The organism is Desulfoluna sp. CLI2B, from assembly GCF_056847375.1.
In genome coordinates this window covers 1,243,290-1,260,329 of sequence record NZ_CP186557.1, presented here as the reverse complement: position 1 = coordinate 1,260,329, position 17,040 = coordinate 1,243,290, and the positions used below count along the sequence as shown (strand labels likewise).

The 17,040-nt window shown below is 61.2% G+C and carries 10 protein-coding genes and 2 pseudogenes; 11 read left to right on the top strand and 1 reads right to left on the bottom strand.

What is annotated here, in order from left to right; all coding sequences use genetic code 11:
* Window positions 1-20: 20 nt before the first annotated feature.
* Window positions 21-707, top strand: a complete 687-nt coding sequence (locus ACOYW2_RS06210) for an ATP-binding cassette domain-containing protein (RefSeq protein WP_482769787.1) — start codon at window positions 21-23, stop codon at window positions 705-707.
* Window positions 708-807: 100 nt separating this feature from the next.
* Here ACOYW2_RS06210 and ACOYW2_RS06205 read toward each other — a convergent pair whose 3' ends face one another.
* On the bottom strand, window positions 808-1,734 hold the full coding sequence (locus ACOYW2_RS06205; protein WP_482769786.1) for a transposase: 927 nt from the start codon (window positions 1,732-1,734) through the stop codon (window positions 808-810).
* A gap of 189 nt (window positions 1,735-1,923) precedes the next feature.
* Between ACOYW2_RS06205 and ACOYW2_RS06200 the strand changes: the two genes are divergently transcribed.
* The 10 genes and pseudogenes from ACOYW2_RS06200 (at window position 1,924) to pyk (ending at window position 16,945) form a co-directional block, all read left to right on the top strand.
* Entirely contained in the window at window positions 1,924-3,453 is a 1,530-nt protein-coding gene (locus ACOYW2_RS06200) for a DUF2868 domain-containing protein (RefSeq protein ID WP_482769785.1), read from the top strand.
* 70 nt (window positions 3,454-3,523) lie between these two features.
* The gene (locus ACOYW2_RS06195; protein ID WP_482769784.1) at window positions 3,524-3,904 is read left to right on the top strand and encodes a GTPase; all 381 of its coding nucleotides are present in this window, start codon (window positions 3,524-3,526) and stop codon (window positions 3,902-3,904) included.
* Window positions 3,901-4,914 (top strand): DUF3482 domain-containing protein, encoded by a 1,014-nt coding sequence (locus tag ACOYW2_RS06190; RefSeq protein ID WP_482769783.1) that lies wholly within the window; start codon window positions 3,901-3,903, stop codon window positions 4,912-4,914. Before ACOYW2_RS06195 ends, ACOYW2_RS06190 begins: the two co-directional genes overlap by 4 nt.
* A gap of 593 nt (window positions 4,915-5,507) precedes the next feature.
* Window positions 5,508-7,790, top strand: a complete 2,283-nt coding sequence (locus ACOYW2_RS06185; protein WP_482769782.1) for a mechanosensitive ion channel domain-containing protein — start codon at window positions 5,508-5,510, stop codon at window positions 7,788-7,790.
* 256 nt (window positions 7,791-8,046) lie between these two features.
* Complete coding sequence (locus tag ACOYW2_RS06180) at window positions 8,047-10,755, top strand: response regulator (protein ID WP_482769781.1); 2,709 nt, start codon at window positions 8,047-8,049, stop codon at window positions 10,753-10,755.
* A 345-nt stretch (window positions 10,756-11,100) separates the two neighbouring features.
* Window positions 11,101-12,093: a type I glyceraldehyde-3-phosphate dehydrogenase gene (gene gap / locus ACOYW2_RS06175; protein WP_180144117.1), complete on the top strand. Its 993-nt coding sequence runs from the start codon at window positions 11,101-11,103 to the stop codon at window positions 12,091-12,093.
* Between the two features lie 235 nt (window positions 12,094-12,328).
* On the top strand, window positions 12,329-13,531 hold the full coding sequence (locus tag ACOYW2_RS06170) for a phosphoglycerate kinase (protein ID WP_482769780.1): 1,203 nt from the start codon (window positions 12,329-12,331) through the stop codon (window positions 13,529-13,531).
* A 223-nt stretch (window positions 13,532-13,754) separates the two neighbouring features.
* Window positions 13,755-14,042: pseudogene (locus ACOYW2_RS06165) on the top strand (FAD-dependent oxidoreductase); the annotation flags it as partial.
* 22 nt (window positions 14,043-14,064) lie between these two features.
* Window positions 14,065-15,321, top strand: a complete 1,257-nt coding sequence (locus tag ACOYW2_RS06160) for a glycerol-3-phosphate dehydrogenase/oxidase (protein ID WP_482769779.1) — start codon at window positions 14,065-14,067, stop codon at window positions 15,319-15,321.
* A 221-nt stretch (window positions 15,322-15,542) separates the two neighbouring features.
* Window positions 15,543-16,945: pseudogene (gene pyk, locus ACOYW2_RS06155) on the top strand (pyruvate kinase).
* The last annotated feature ends 95 nt before the right edge of the window (window positions 16,946-17,040 follow it).

The window sequence follows — 17,040 nt, the reverse complement described above, 5'->3', positions numbered from 1 at the left end:
AACGACGTGTCACCCGCGCCGTGGACGGGGTCTCCCTCGACATAAAGGCCGGAGAGAGCCTGGGCATCGTGGGGGAAAGTGGCTCCGGCAAATCCACACTGGCCTTGGCCCTGTTGCGCCTGATTCGGTGCCGGGGGCGTATCGAGTTTCTGGGGTCCCGTCTGGATACCCTACCCCATGCCGACCTCAACCGCGTCAGGCAAAAGATCCAAGTCGTGTTCCAAGACCCCTTTGCCAGCCTCTCCCCCCGCATGAGCGTCCGGGAGATCGTTGCCGAGGGCCTCAGCCACCACGACCCCAAAAATCGTGACACCCACCCACGGATTATTAAAGAGGCCATCTCCGAGGTGGGACTGTCCCCATCTATTCTGGACCGCTATCCCCACGAATTTTCAGGCGGCGAAAGGCAACGCATCGCCATCGCCAGGGCCCTGGTCCTGAACCCGGAGCTCATCATCCTGGACGAACCCACCTCGGCCCTTGACAGGTCCATCCAATTTCAGGTCACCACCCTTTTGAAGACTCTCCAGAAAACCCGAAACATCGCCTACCTCTTCATCTCCCACGACCTGCGTATCATCCGCGCCCTTTGCGACCGGGTGTTGGTTATGAAGCAGGGCCGCGTGGTGGAGGCCGGGAACACCCGGGAGATTTTTGAGACCCCGACACAGCCCTACACCCGGGAGCTCCTGGCAGCAGCGTTGTAAGGGGACAGGTTCATATTCGATTTTTTCGAAAGCTATCCGTTGCAACGGTATGCAGATCAAAAGAAAGCACAGGCAAAAGTCAGAAAAACGCCTCACCATCTCAACGCTCAGCCAGCCGTTTCAATGAGTACATTCCCTTGATACCTCTGACTCGTTTTGGAATCTTCTCCCGCGTTGTATGAAACCGCTCTTTAAAAATTTCATGACACGCTTGAACAAAGGCCCGGGAACCGATGACTCCAGAATCGGTAAAGTAACGGGTCCTGTACCGAAAATGTTTCACCACGTTTACTTCAAATCCTTTGGCGACTTCGGCATCCAAAATGACCTTCGATATCTTTGCGGCTCCGCTCTTCTCAATGGCACCCACATGGTAGAGGTATTCCCGGTATACCCGAATCTGGCTGGTCCCATCGGCTGTCGGTTCGTCCGGCATTCCAAAATCCGACGAAAGAAACCCGTCTGTGTTTCCCGTCTGGATGTGGTAACCAATGGAGCACCATCGGTAATCTTCCGGGCGCGACACAATGCCTGCACGAACTGCGTTGAGATCGATATATGCAAGGCAATGGACCAGGGTATCTCCCTGTTGGACCAGTACGCTTTTGAACCGCTCACCCCAGAGGGTTCCCCGACGTTTTTTCCGCTTATTGTAAAAGCAGGAAAAGCTCTGCTTGATATCTTTGACATAGGCTGAAAGGTTGCAGAAGCGTTCTCTGTACTCATCCAGACACCCCTCGGGAAACGCTGTGCCCTCTCTGTAGAGAAGCTGGTAGCGCCTCCGGACCTCTTCATCGGAGACCATGGCGCCGGGAAGCACCTCCACAAGCAAGTGAAAGTGATTTCCCATGACGGCATAGCCAAAAACCTCCACACAATAGATACTGGAAAGCCTTTTGATAATCCGCACCAGTTCGTCTTTCTCAACATCACCGAACGGAAGCCCGTCCAGTGCGGTTCGGCTGATCACATGGTATGCGGCTTTCTGACCGGGGTCGGTCACAACCATACGGGGAACACGTGGCATGGCAACCTCCTCACAGGGCTATTGCGGTGTCACATTGAAAGTTGAACTGCACAAAAAATTTCCATATGAATCAAGCAAGATAGGTTCGAGCCAATCATGCCACGATTGCATTGGTCGAGTCCAGCATAAAGAACCTGTCCCCAGATGGATAGCTTGCCATTTTTGTGTTGCTGGGGTACATCTCAAGGCATGGAAAAACCGTTTCACATCCGCGACCTTCTGGACACCCTGCACTTCCTTTCTGTAGACGAAGAGAGAGCCGAAATCTCGGGCCACGCCGAAGTGGACGAATCAAACCGACGCCTGGTCGAAAGCCAGGCCTGTGACGACGACCGGGCCCGCCTGGCACGCTGGCTCTCTGCACGCAGAGAAGCCGCAAAGGAAACAAAGCGTCCCGGTGATCTCTTTGTCACGGCCTCCGCCCTTCTCTCGGCTGGCCTGGTCGGTATCGGGGCGATCACAGGCTACGGCGGGGTGTTTTCATTTCTTGCCTACTCAGGTGCAGCCCCGGTCAACGTGCTGGTCTTCTTTGTATTGTTCATCCTCATCCAGGCCCTCCTCGCCGCCGGAAGTGCCCTGCCCCTGCTCATGAAGATCAAGGCCCCCGAAAGCCTCAGCCCCTTTGGCGTCATGACAAGCCACCTCTTCTCCCGGGCCATGGAAAAGGCAATGAAGCGACTCCCCGCAGAGCGACGAACAGAAACCCAGGGGCTGTGGAGGCGACTGCAGGCAGACTCCCGGGCCTTCGGGCGCACTCTCTTCTACCTGATATTCTCCCGGGTCCAGCTCTTTGCCCTGGCCTTTGCCGTCGGGGCTCTCACCGCCTTTGTCACACGCATCCTCTTTTTTGATACAGCCTTCGGATGGCAAACCACCCTAGGCGAAGGTGCAGCCCCCCAGGTGGTCCATGGCCTGGCCCAATGGGTTGCCCTGCCCTGGTCCTGGTGCTTTCCCGACGGTGTGGGCGTCCCGACCCTCGATGCCGTGGCCGGAAGCCGCGTTCTTTTAAAGGAAGGCATCAAAAATCTCTCCGGAGCCCACCTCACCTCCTGGTGGCCCTTCCTCGCCATGGGCCTTGTGATGTATGGACTCCTGCCCCGCCTCTGCCTTCTCCTCGTCTCCCAAAGGGGCCTTAAGCGGGCGGCGAACCGGGAACTTCTGGCCGCACCCCAAGTCCGGGTCCTGCTGGAGGCCCTGTGCGCCCCCTCTCTGACCACCAAAGTGACCGAATCCCATCGGGCCGAAGAGGCCGAAGCCGAACTGACACGGCGCAAAACAGCGACGCCCTCCGACACCACCCAAGCGCCCGCCCCCGAGGCTCCAGGCCCCGGGGTTCTTGTACCCGAAGAGCTGGAAGGCATGATCCCGGACCTCGAACATCACCTGTCCGGCCTTTTGGCCTCCCCTGAGATCATCCCCGTCTCCATGGAAGAACCCGCCCGGTTGCCGGACCACCACGGTCGCCTCTACCTGATCCAAGAAGCGTGGCAGGCACCCATCCGGGAGACCCTGGACTGGGTTGAAGAGCTTTCCCGATCGTGCACCGCCCCCCTGACGATCCTTCTCATCGGTGAGGTGGCCGAACAAGCCCTGGCACCGCCTGAAGAGAGCCATGTGCATATCTGGCGCAAGGTGATTGCAGCCCTTGCCCTGCCGGGCTTGAGGGTGGAGGTAATCGAGCCCGGGTCAAAGGGCAATGGACCGGAACCCACGGCATAACCACCACGGCCAAAAGGCAATACGCTGCCCTGGTTTGATAAAGCCATCGGCCCCATGATATAAGGCAACCATGACCAACACGACCATCCCAGAATTTGCCATCCTCGGCCATCCCAACGAAGGGAAATCGACCCTGGTCTCCACCCTCACCGAGGACGACACCGTCCGGGTAAGCCCCTTCCCCGGCGAAACCACGTCCAGCCGCACCTACACAGTGACCCTGAACGAAAAGCCCCTCATTCGCTTTGTGGACACCCCGGGCTTTCAGGCACCGAAAAAGACCCTGGCCTGGTTCCGTGCCTATACAGGGAAACCGGAGCGTATCCTTGAGGCCTTCCTTGCCGAACACCAACGCGATAAAACCTTTGCCGACGAATGCGAGCTCCTGGCCCCCGTGGCGAAGGATGGGATCGTGCGTGGCGGACGGCTCCCGGCCCGTGCGCCAGAATGACCTGGCGGAAATGGGAGTCCTTCGCCTCACGGGCCTGCCCGCATGGCGGTGATCGACTGCAAAGGGGGCAAACGAAAAACACCTGGCTGCCTGGCGGCAACCCGGCGAAAACCTTCAACGCCGTCCGGGTGTTGAACGCCCACACCGCAGCCGTCAAAGACCGGCTGAGACTGCTGGCGGCCCTCATGACCGTGGACCAGAATCAAGTCGCCCTTACCCATGTGGTGACGGCCCTGAACGAAGAGTGGGGCCACCGGCTCAGGCGAAGCGTCGATGCCATGGCCGAACTGTTCCGGTTTGCCCTCACCCACACGGTGTCTGCCTCCCTTGGCCAGAAGGAATCAAAGGAGGATGCCGAACACAAACTGGCGCTCCGCTTCCAGGAAGACCTCCGGAAAAAAGAGGCCCGGACCCGGGAACAGATCCGCCGCACCTTCCGCCACAGTCTCTTTGATGTGACCATGCCCGAAGGGTCCGTCCTTCGCCAGGACCTCTTTGACAAACGCACCTTCAAACTCCTGGGCCTCACCCGCACACAGCTGGCCACGGCCGCAGCCACCTGCGGAGGGGCGGCAGGAGCCGTCATCGATCTGGCCGCCGCAGGCCACAGCCTCGGTCTCTTTACGGTCCTGGGCTCCGTTGGCGGCGCAGCCTCCGCTTTTCTGGGCGAAAGGCGCATGGCACGGGCCAAGGTCTCCGGCATTCCACTGGGCGGCCAGGAGCTCACCCTGGGGCCCTGCCGGAACCTCCAGATGCCTTTTGTCCTGCTGGACCGGATCCTCCTCTACTTCACCCTCATCACCTCCCGGGCCCACGGGAAACGGGATGAGGCGGCCCTGGCCGTGGAAGAGGCAGCCCTTGCAGACGGCGGCGCCTCCCGCCATCTCTCCGCATCCGACAAAAAAGCCTTCCAGGCCCTCTTCACCGCCGCGGGCAAAAAGGACGCCCCGGGCATTGAGGCCGCCCTTGCGAAAATTCGGGAAATCCTGTTTGCACGCATCAATGGGTGATCGACAGCAACCATCCGATACGTCGTTGCCTTCTATGATTAAAGTCGGGAGCAAAAGCAAGCCTCCGGCGGCGAGGGTGGCAAAGCCACAATAGCGAAAACACCTCGAAAGATGATTGCCATTGCGCTTTGCCCTTCGTTCCTCAGGGCAAAGCGCAATGGCCTTCGGATCGGGCTACGCCCGACATAAACGCTAATGATTTGTGCGGTCTGGCTCACAAGCTTCGAAGTCACAGGGTACGTTGTCGCTATTTGCCCATTGCCGATTTAACCGCACTGCCTCCGGCGGCCCTGCCGGGGGCCAAACGTTTGACAAACAGGTTTTGTTTTTTGAGAATACGCCCCCACAAGGCATAGCCCCCTCTTCTTCATTTTTATTTACCGGAACGTTTTTGCGGCTTGTCACGGCGTAGCCGAAGGCGAAGACGGAAGCTTTTTTCAAAAAGCGACCCGCCGGAGGCCACTGAATGTTTAAATGCGTTGACCCTGTATCGATCACGTCGCCCCATTGCCTACCCGGCCCCGGGCTGATAAAGTAAGCCATTGATCCATCGCTTTTTCATCCGGTTTCACATTCCCCACCCCAAGGTTGCCATGAAACGATTTGCCATCACACTCTCCGCCCTTCTGCTGCTCCTCATGACCGCCACCCTTTGCGCGGCTGAAGACAAGGCGTGGTACATGGTCGATGAAATCCGCCTCAACGCCATCCGTGTGGAGGTGGGGGGCTGGACCATCGATCCCCCCGACCCGGAGGTTATCAACAAGCGCCTGGAAACCCTTCAGACCCTGATGGACAACGCCTCCTCCTGTGTGGAGACAACGGAAAAAGAGCTCTCCCAGGTGGAAAAAAAGACGGCAGTGCTGGGGGACCCCGACGCCTCCGATGACTCGGAGCTGGCCAGGCGACGAAGCACCCTTGAGACCGACCGCAAGAACCTGGAGCAGCGGCTGGCCATCTGCAGGCTCCTCAACCTAAGCGCCCGGGAATTGCAGAAGCAGATCATCACCTGGCGCCAGAAAAATTTCACCAGCGCCCTGCTGGACAGGCAACAGCCCGTCTGGAAGTCCATCGTGGCCCTGCCCGCCCTCATTGCCTCCCCCCGGACGCTCTACGAGTTCAGGGCCACCGCCCACCCCGACACCAACCTCATGCTGCTGGCCGGTTTCTTCCCCCTGCTCCTGCTGCTCCCCCTGATCCTCACCCTGGACCGCCGGATCAAGAGCTGGTCCGCAGAAGACCCGGAGCTGAAACGCCATAAGGCAGCCCTTATGTTCACCCGGCGGCTGCCCGCCATTGCCCTGCTCACCTCCACGGCCTCAGGGTTTTACGCCGGAGGCATCATCACCCTGGCAGCCCCGGTGGGTGCCCTGGCCATCGCCCTGGCCGTCAGCCCTCTTGTGGAGCGGTACTTCAGCAAAGAGACCCTGGGCGTCCCCGCCTCGTTTTCCCTGCGGGTCTTCATCACCCTGGTCCTGCTCATCGAAGCCATCGTCATTGCAGACATCGAAAGCCGCGTTCCCGGCCCCCTGGCCGCTGTGGTCCGAAGCGTCCTCATGCTCCTGCTCCTGGGTGCTTCGGTCCGGGTCCTCTGGGCCCTCTCCCGCCACCCCCGTCTCTCCCTGCTCAGGAGCATCCGCATCCCCCTCACCTTCTGCCTCGCCTTCGGGCCCGTGGCAGACTGGCTGGGGTACCGCCACCTGGCAACCTTTGCCACCGTGGGGGTCCTGGGCACCCTCACCGGCGGGCTGGTGGCCTGGGCCATTGTCCTGGGGATCCACAAGGTCCAGGACATCCTCACGGAGATCCCCGCCAAGCCCGGGGCCCTTAAGATGCGCCACACCCTGGGATACGGGCCGGAAGAACAGGTGAAGGGGCTCTTGCTCGTCACCCGCAGCCTCACCATCGTGGTCATCCTGGCCTTCGGCCTGCTTGTCCTGAAAATCTGGGGCCAGACCGCCATCCAGGCCACCACCCTGGGGACCTTCTTCCTTGAAGGGTTCCGCGTGGGCAACATCGTCATCGTTCCGGTGAGGATCATCATGGCCGTGTTCCTCTTCTTCCTGATCCTCAACATCTCCCGGTGGCTCAAGCACCAGATGGGGGAAAAGTGGCTCACCCATACCAACTTCGACAAGGGCGAAAAACAGTCCATCGTCACCCTCACCGGATACGTGCTCACCGGCTTTGCCCTCTTCTACTCCCTGTCCATCGCCGGGCTGGAGTTCAAAAACCTGGCCATCATCGCAGGGGCCCTCTCCGTGGGTATCGGCTTCGGCCTTCAGAACATCGTCAACAACTTCGTCTCCGGCCTCATCCTCCTTTTTGAACGCCCCGTCCGCCCCGGGGACTGGGTGGTGGTGGGGGAGACCGAAGGGTATGTCAAGCGGGTCAGCATCCGGTTCACCCACATCCAGACCTTTGACCGGGCCGACGTGCTGGTGCCCAACTCAGACCTCATCGCCAACCAGGTGACCAACTGGATGCTGGGGGACCCCTTCGGCCGTGTCATGGTCCAGGTTGGCGTGGCCTACGGCACCGACACCCGAAAAGTCCACGACCTCATGATGCAGATCGCCGAGGAGCACCCCATGGTCCTCACCAACGGCCGCCTGGTGCCCAAGCCCAGGGTGCTGTTCAAGGGCTTCGGCGACAGCTCCCTGGACTTTGAGCTGCGCTGCCATATACGGGACATCGACTACCGCATGACCGTTCGAAGCGAACTGCTCTTTGCCATTGACGACGCCTTTCGAAAAGAACACATCGAGATCCCCTTTCCCCAGCGGGTGCTCCACCAGGCCACAGAGCCCCGGGATGAGGAAAAAGACGAGGCCAAGGCAGAAGGCGCCGCCCCTTCCCCTGAAGAGTCCCATTGACCCCAGGATCGCCCCTTTGGAAAACCCCTTGATATGCATTGAAAATTTGTAACCCGTCCGTCCCCTGTGGTAGAATAGGAAAATCACACGCCCCCGTGTGACGTGATCTGCCCCCCGCAACACGCAGCCAGATCACCCGTTCACCCCGTTTCTTTCGCCTATGGTCTGATACACCGCCTCCCCCGAGGCACCGGGCCGTGTCCGGCCCTGCATATCGCCACAATCCAGGCCCCCGGCACGTTTCCCAAGGCACCCTATGTTCAAAGACCTGAAAGAAACTACGCAGCATCGCTTAGGCATCGGCTTCGGCACCATCCTGATCCTGATGATCAGCCTGGGCTCCGTTGCCCTGCACCAGATGGGGCAGCTCTCCGACCTCACCCGGAAGATGTACCGCCACCCCTTTCAGGTCAGCAACACGGTCCAACGGGTGGACTCCAACATTATAAGGCTTCACAACGCCATGAAGGACGTGGCCCTCTCCCGCATTCCCCAGGAACTCCAGATAGCCGTCCTCACCATGCAGGCCCTGGAAGAAGAGATCGAAAGGGACTTTAAGGCCATCAAGCGCCTCTACCTCGGGGAACACGCCATGGTGGACCACGCCCTGGCCCTTTACAAGGAGTGGCTGCCCATCCGCGACGAGATCATCATGCTTGTCAAGGACGGCGAGCCCTGGCGGGCGGCAGAAATCGCCAAGGGCCGGGGTGCCGCCCACATGGAACTCATTACCCAGAGCATGGCCCTGCTCAACGAATCCACCCAGTACGAAGCACAGATCTTCTTCAACCACACCCGAAAGGTAAGGCGCCAGGCCTTTATCCTCATGTACTGGGCCCTGGGCCTGGCCTTCACCGCCGGCCTCTACTTCACCTGGCTGGTGACCCGTTCCGTGGCCTCACCGGTCCAGGAGATCGTGGAGGTCTCCGACGCCATCGCCAAAGGGGACCTCCACCGCCAGATCACCTACCACTCCGAAGACGAGGTGGGCCAGATGGCCGCAAGCCTGCGGCACATGCTCTCCGGGGTCATCGGCGAGGGCCAGTCCATCAAACGGGGCATCCCCATCGTCCTGTGGACCGCGGACACGGAGCTGAAGATGACCTACATCAACCGGGCGGCCGCCACCCTGGCCGAAGAGCTCACCGAGGTGGAAGCCGAAGGTCTCGTGGGGGATTACCGGGTGGACGAAGTGATGAAGGATGAAGACGGCCTCTGCGGGATCATGGCCAGGAAAAGCCTGCTCTACGGCATGCAAAACGACATGGAGCTCTACTTCCGATGCGCAGACGACGTGCGCTGCCTGCGATGCGTCACCTCCCAGCTCAAGGACCTCACGGGCCAGGTGGTGGGGGTCATGGGGGTGGGCATCGACATCACCCAGCGCATCAAGGCTGAAGAACGCCTCATGGAGAGCGAGGCGCGCCTCGAAGAGGCCCAGCGCATCGCCCACCTCGGCCACTGGGAGGTCAATCTGGAGACCGGCCTGGCCACCTGGTCCCAGGAGTTCTATCGGATCTTCGGCCTGGAACCCGCAGGCGAGCCCATCAGCCGGGAGGGCCTTAAAAAAATCGTCTCCCCCGAGCACTTCGAAATCATCGACCGGATCCTGGGCGCCATTCTCAATGAAGGGCGCACGGTCTTTGAAGAACGCATCACCCTCCCCGACGGCACGGCCCGGTGGGTGGTGGGCAAGGGACTGCTCGCACGCAGTGAAGAGGGAACGCCCCTTTCCGCCTTCGGCACCGTCCAGGACGTCACCGAACAGAAACTTGCCGAAGAGTCCCGGCGGACCCTTGAAGGCGAGCTGCGCCAGTCCCAGAAGCTCCAGGCCATCGGCACCCTGGCAGGGGGCATCGCCCACGACTTCAACAACATCCTGGCAGCCATCCTGGGGTTCTCCGAACTCCTCGAAGACGAGGTCAGGAAAGGGAGCCTCGAACACCAGTACGTGGAAGAGATCCTCAAGGCGGCCAGGCGGGCCCGGGACCTGGTCAAACAGATCCTCAACTTCAGCCGACAGGCGGACCAGACCCTGACCCCGGTGTTCCTGCGGCCCGTCATCGGCGATGCGGTGAAACTGCTCCGGGCCACCATCCCCAGCACCATCACCATCGACATCTCCCTGGGCGAGGAGCCCGAAAAACCGGTGATGGCCGACCCCACCCAGATCCACCAGATGGTGATGAACCTAGGCGCCAACGCGGCCCACGCCATGAAGCACCAGGGGCGGCGCATTGCCATCGCCCTCACCCAGGAGCCCCTCTCCGCAGAGGTCATGGGCCGCCACCCGGACCTGAAGCCTGGGGAATACCAATGCTTCACCATTGACGACCAGGGCTGTGGCCTGGCCCCTGAAACCCGGCAACGCATCTTCGACCCCTTCTTCACCACCAAAGAACCCGGGGAAGGCACCGGCATGGGGCTCTCCGTGGTCCACGGCATCGTCAAGGCCCTTAAAGGGACCATCGAAGTGGAGAGCGTGGTGGGCCAGGGTACCCGCTTTGCCATCTACCTGCCCACGGTGGACGCAGATCCCCCGGACGCCGACGCCCCGGACGAGGCCGCCCTGCCCACGGGGGGAGAGCACATCCTCCTGGTGGATGACGAAGAGGCCATCCTCTCCGCCACGGTCTCGTCCCTGAAGAGCCTGGGCTACCGCGTCACAAAAAGCCAGGCAGGAGATGAGGCCCTGGGCCTCTTCCAGAACGCCCCGGACGATTACCACCTGGTCATCACCGACATGAACATGCCCAACTTAAACGGCGCTCAGCTCTCCGAAAAGCTTCTGGCCATCCGACCGGACATCCCCATCATCCTTTTAACGGGCTACAGCGACCAGATCGACGAACCCCTGGCCAAAAAAATAGGAATTCGCAGCTACCTCCTGAAACCCCTGGCCCGAAATCAGCTGGCCCATGCGGTTCGGGACGCCATGGGCCACGGCGAGCACACGGAGGCGTAACCTCGGAAGTCCCAGAAAACAAAGTCCCTTAAGCCCCGGTTGCGGCATGGGCCGCCCGCCCCCACGTCACCTCGGCCCAAAAATGTTCACTTTAGAATCCCACCCCCCCAAAAAACCCCTCAAAAATCTTCGCACCTGAACTTTTTATGTTCGATAGTGAAAATTTTACTTGCTTTTTGCGGCATGCATAGCCTATTGATTAAGTGCGTTGACGACGTTGTTCGAAACTGAACATGCATCAGCACCGTGCAACGACTGAAACCCACCGCAGAAACAGGTTCCGAACACGGGCCACCGCTCTGGAACGGAACCGTCAAACCAAACAAACCGCTTCAGGAGGGCAACATGATCAAGATAGGCATCAACGGATTCGGACGTATCGGCCGACTGGTCTTCAGGGCAGCAGTAAACCGCAACGACATGGAAGTCGTTGCCATCAACGACCTGATCGATGTGGACTACATCGCCTACATGCTCAAATACGACTCTACCCACGGCCGCTTCGACGGCACCGTTGAGGTTGCAGACGGCAACCTGGTGGTCAACGGCAACACCATCCGGGTCACCTCGGAGCGCAACCCCGCCGACCTTGCCTGGTCCGACGTGGGCGCCGACTACGTGGTAGAGGCCACCGGCCTGTTCCTCACCGAAGAGAAAGCCTCCGCCCACTTAAAGGCAGGAGCAAAGAAAGTGGTTCTCTCCGCCCCCTCCAAGGACGCCACCCCCATGTTCGTCATGGGCGTCAACCACACCGATTACGCGGGCCAGACCATCGTCTCCAACGCCTCCTGCACCACCAACTGCCTGGCCCCCATGGCCCACGTCGTTCACAAGGCATTCGGCATCAAGGAAGGCCTCATGACCACGGTCCACGCCACCACCGCCACCCAGATGACCGTGGACGGCCCCTCCCGCAAAGACTGGCGCGGCGGCCGCGGCGCTGGCCAGAACATCATCCCCAGCTCCACCGGCGCAGCCAAGGCCGTTGGCAAGGTCATCCCCGACCTGAACGGAAAGCTTACCGGCATGTCCTTCCGCGTCCCCACCCCGGACGTCTCCGTTGTGGACCTCACCTGCAGCCTGGAAAAGCCCGCCACCTACGATGAGATCAAAAAAGCCCTCAAAGAGGCCGCCGAAGGCGAACTCAAGGGCATCCTCGGTTACACCGAAGACGCCGTGGTCTCCACCGACTTCGTGGGCGAGTCCTGCACCTCCGTCTTCGACGCCGAAGCCGGCATCGCCTTGAGCGACACCTTCGTCAAGCTCATCGCCTGGTACGACAACGAATGGGGCTACTCCTGCAAGGTCCTGGACCTGCTCAAGCACATCGCTGAGTAGGGACTGGTTTCCGGCCATTATCCGACGCGCCGCAGCCTGGCCCATGGGCTGAGGCGCCCCTTCGGATACATCGGCCGGCCCCATGCGCCGCGGGCTGCCGGGGCCCTTTCCGACCAAAACAAACAACCCATGGAAAGGCCCCGAAAGCCCGAAGGCGCCACATATTTGCCCCCTGTGTCGCCACCATGCCGCGGAGGCAACGAACACAACCGTGACGATGGATGAGGAACCGACGATGAACAAGCTTTTTATTGAAGAGATCGACTGCAAGGGAAAAACGGTGATCGTACGGGTGGACTTCAACGTGCCCGTCAAAGGCGGCGCCGTTGAAAACGACAAGAGGCTTCGGGCAGCCCTGCCCACCATCACCCGCCTTGCGGACAGCGGCGCCAAAGTGGTTCTCATGAGCCACCTGGGTCGCCCCAAGGGCCAGAGAGTGGAAGCCATGAGCCTTGCCCCGGTAGCAAAACGGCTCTCCGAACTCCTTGAAAAGCCCGTGGCCTTTGCCGAAGAGTGCATCGGCCCCAAAGCCCGGGAGGCGGTAAACGCCCTTGCGGACGGCGACGTACTTCTCCTTGAAAACCTGCGATTCCACAAGGCCGAGACCGACAACGACGACGCCTTTGCAGCCGAACTGGCCAAACTGGCCGATCTCTACGTCAACGACGCCTTCGGCACCGCCCACCGCGCCCACGCCTCCACCGAGGGCATCACCCGGCACATGGACACCTGCGCCTGCGGCTACCTTATTAAAAAGGAGCTCGATTTCCTGGGCAGCGCCCTGGCAGAGCCCAAGCGCCCCTTCACCGCCATCATCGGCGGGGCCAAAATCTCCGGAAAAATCGATGTCATCAAGGCCCTGCTCCCCAAGGTGGACACCCTGATCATCGGCGGCGGCATGGCCTGCACCTTCCTCAAGGCCATGGGCCGCGAGATCGGCAACTCCCTGTGCGAAGAGGAAAAACTCCCCCTGGCCAAAGAGCTCCTGGAGCTGGGCAAGGGAAAGATCCTCCTCCCCTCCGACTACCTCGTCACCGATCGCCTGGATTTTGATAACCGGACCATCGGCTCCGCTGACTTTGTGGCGGAAGACGCCATCGCAGCAGGTCAGATGGCCGTGGACATCGGCCCCACATCCGTGGCTGCCTTTGCAGAGGCCATCGCAGCATCCAAGACCGTGGTCTGGAACGGCCCCATGGGGGTCTTTGAAATCGAGGCATCGGCCAAGGGCACCTTTGCCGTGGCAGAGGCCCTGGTCACGGCCACGGCAAACGGCGGCACCACCATCGTGGGCGGCGGGGACTCCGCAGCCGCCATCGAAAAGGCAGGCCTGGCCGACAAGGTCTCCCACGTCTCCACCGGGGGCGGCGCCTCCCTGGAGTTTTTGGAAGGCAAGAAACTGCCCGGGGTGGAAGCCCTGGGAACACCGACACGCTGAAAAAAAAGCACGGCACAGACACATAATCACTGCGTTTCACCCTGTCAGATGGCTTGAAAAAGGATGAAACACAAAATCCGTTATCCGCGGGCCAAGCCCCGTGAACGTTCATGCAACGCACCCTCGCCGTCTTCCCACGGTGAAAACCCGCGTGCAGCCATACGCCTGAGAAAACCGAAGGGACAGGCGAGGGTTCGGAGCATGGACACACCAGGAGTATGTCATGAAACGTGAACAAATGATTCGGCAACTGGAAGACCCCTCACGGGTCTGGGACGTTATCATCATCGGCGGGGGAGCCACGGGCTTAGGTTCCGGCGTGGACGCAGCCTCCCGAGGCTACAGCACCCTGGTGCTGGAGCAGGGCGACTTTGCGGAAGCCACCTCCAGCCGCAGCACCAAGCTGGTCCACGGCGGGGTGCGCTACCTGCAGCAGGGCAACATCGCCCTGGTCATGGATGCCCTGAAAGAGCGCGGCATCATGCTGAAAAACGCCCCCCACCTTGTTTACAACCAGGCCTTTATCGGCGCCCATGCACCGGGTGGTGGAGCGCCCCTTCTACGGCATCGGCCTGAAACTCTACGACATGCTCGCCGGCAAGCTGGGCTTCGGTCCCTCCAAGCTCCTCTCCAGGGAAGAGACCCTCACACGCATCCCCACCCTCAAGACCGACGGCCTCAAAGGGGGCGTGGTTTACCACGACGGCCAGTTCGACGACGCGCGCCTTGCCATCACCCTGGCCCGCACCATGGAGAGCCTCGGTCAGTTCCCCATCAACCACATGGAAGTCACCGGGCTGCTGAAGAAGAAAGGCGGCGTGGTGGAAGGGGTCACCGCCCGTGACCGCCTCACCGGCACCGAGTACACCCTGAAGGCCAAGTCCGTGGTCAACGCAGCCGGCATCTTCGTGGACAACATCCGCGCCATGGACAACGAGAACACCAAAAAACTCATCGCCCCCAGCCAGGGCGTGCACCTGATCCTCGACAAGTCCTTTGCCCCCGGGGACACCGCCGTCATGGTCCCCCACACCGACGACGGGCGCGTCATCTTCATGGTACCCTGGCACGACCACGTTATCGTGGGCACCACCGACACCCCCATCAAGGACCCGGTCATGGAGCCTGTCCCCCTGGACGAGGAGATCGATTTCCTCCTCAGCCATGCCGGCCGCTACCTCTCCAGGGTTCCCTCCAAAGGGGATGTCCTGAGCGTCTTCACCGGTATCCGCCCCCTCATCTCCGGGGACGACTCCGACGGCAAGACCTCTTCCCTCTCCCGGGACCACCACCTCACCATCTCCCCCAACGGCCTGGTCACCATCGCCGGGGGCAAATGGACCACCTACCGCAAGATGGGCGAAGACACCATCGACCGCGCCGCCCAGATCGGCGGCCTGCCCCACCGCGACTCCCAGACCCGGGACCTGAAACTCCACGGCTGGTGCGTGAACGCCGACCTCAGCGATCCTTTCCACGTCTACGGCAGCTACGAAGGTGAGGTCAAAGAGCTGGCCCAGGAGAACCCCGAGCTGGCCGAGCCCCTGCACCCCGCCCTGCCCTACACCGGCCTGGAAGTGGTCTGGGCCGTTCGCAACGAGTGGGCCTGCAACGTGGCCGACGTGCTGTCACGCCGTACCCGCTCCCTGCTGCTCAACGCTGCAGCCAGCGTCTCCGCCGCCCCCAGGGTAGCCGCCATCATGGCAAAAGAGCTGGGCAAAGATCAGGCGTGGATCGACGAGCAGGTGGAAGCCTACGGGAAACTGGCAGAAAACTACATGCCCAGATAAGGGGCCCAGAGGCAGGCCGACGCGACTTTCCGGCCTGCCTGACCATCCCGTAACACTGCCCTTGGACGCCCGTAACACAAACCGGGTAACCAAGACACAATATGAACACAGCCTCCCTGAAATGGCCGTCCCCGCCCGCCGCAGGTTTCCATGACCCCTGAAAGGCGGGGCCGGCCATCTCATCAACCGGGAGAGACCCTTTGCAAGCTCAAGGAGAGAACATGCGCAGGACCAAGATTGTCTGCACCATCGGCCCCACCAGCGAGTCCCCGGACGTGCTTCGTAACCTCATTGAAAGCGGCATGAACGTGGCGCGGCTCAACTTCTCCCACGGGAGCCACGACGAGCACATCAAAAAGATCCGTACCATCCGCGAGCTGTCCCGGGAGATGGGCAAACCCGTGGCCATCCTCCAGGACCTCTGCGGCCCCAAGATGCGCACCGGTAAAATCGAGGAGCCCGGCATCGAGCTGGTCCCCGGTGCCGAGCTGATCCTCACCTCAGAGGAGATCATGGGAGGCGGCAACCGCGTCTCGGTCTCCTACAAGGACCTGCCCGAAGAGGTAAAGGCCGACGACGTGATCCTCCTGGCCGACGGCCTCATGGAGCTCACCGTCAAAGAAGTCAAGGGACAGGACATTGTCTGCACCGTGGTCATCGGAGGCCTTCTCACCTCCAACAAGGGCATCAACCTGCCCACCAGCGTCCTGAAAATTCCGGCCCTCACCGAAAAGGACAAAGAGGACCTGGCCTTCGGCCTTGAAAACGACGTCGATTTTGTGGCCCTCTCCTTTGTAAAGACCGTGGACGACATCAACGAGATCAAAGAGCTCATCGCAGCAGCGGGCAAAGCCACCCCGGTCATCGCCAAGATCGAAAAACACGAAGCCATCGCCAACATCGACGAGATCATGAAGGCCACCGGCGGCATCATGGTGGCCAGGGGCGACCTGGGCGTGGAGATTCCCTTGGAGGATGTCCCGGGCGTTCAGAAGATGCTCGTGGAAAAATCCGTGGCAGCGGGCAAGCCCGTCATCATCGCCACCCAGATGCTCCGCTCCATGGTGGACTCCCCACGCCCCACCCGCGCCGAAGCCACCGACGTGGCCAACGCTGTTCTGGACGGGGCCGACGCCGTCATGCTCTCGGAAGAGACCGCCAACGGCAACTTCCCGGTGGAGACCGTCCGCTACATGAGCCGCATCGCCGCCAAGGCCGAAGAGACCTACCCCCACAAGCAGTTCATGAAGAGCGTCTGCAAAGAGCGCGTCTCCGATTCGGTCTCCTACGCAGCCTGCGTCCTGGCCGAAAAACTCAGCACCAGGGCCATTGTGGCCCCCACCACCTCCGGGTTCACCGCCCGTCAGATCTCCCGGTTCCGCCCGGACTCCCCCATCATCGCCCTCTCCCCGGACGAGGCCGCCATGCGAAGGCTCTGCCTCTCGGGCCGAGCCACCCCAGCCTGGTGGACAGCGCCGAGGGCATGGACGAGATGATCGAGCAGGGAGCCAGCGAAGCCTTAGAGACCGGCCTCGTGGACAAGGGCGACACCATCGTCATCACCGCCGGATACCCCACCTGGGTCCCCGGCACCACCAACATGGTGAAGGTAAAGGTGGCGTAAACCGCTTTTCGCGGTATCGTCTATCGTAATGGAAACATCTGGTGGTGGGAGCCGGGGGTGCCTGCTCATGGGCTCCCCGGCATCTCCCGTCGCCG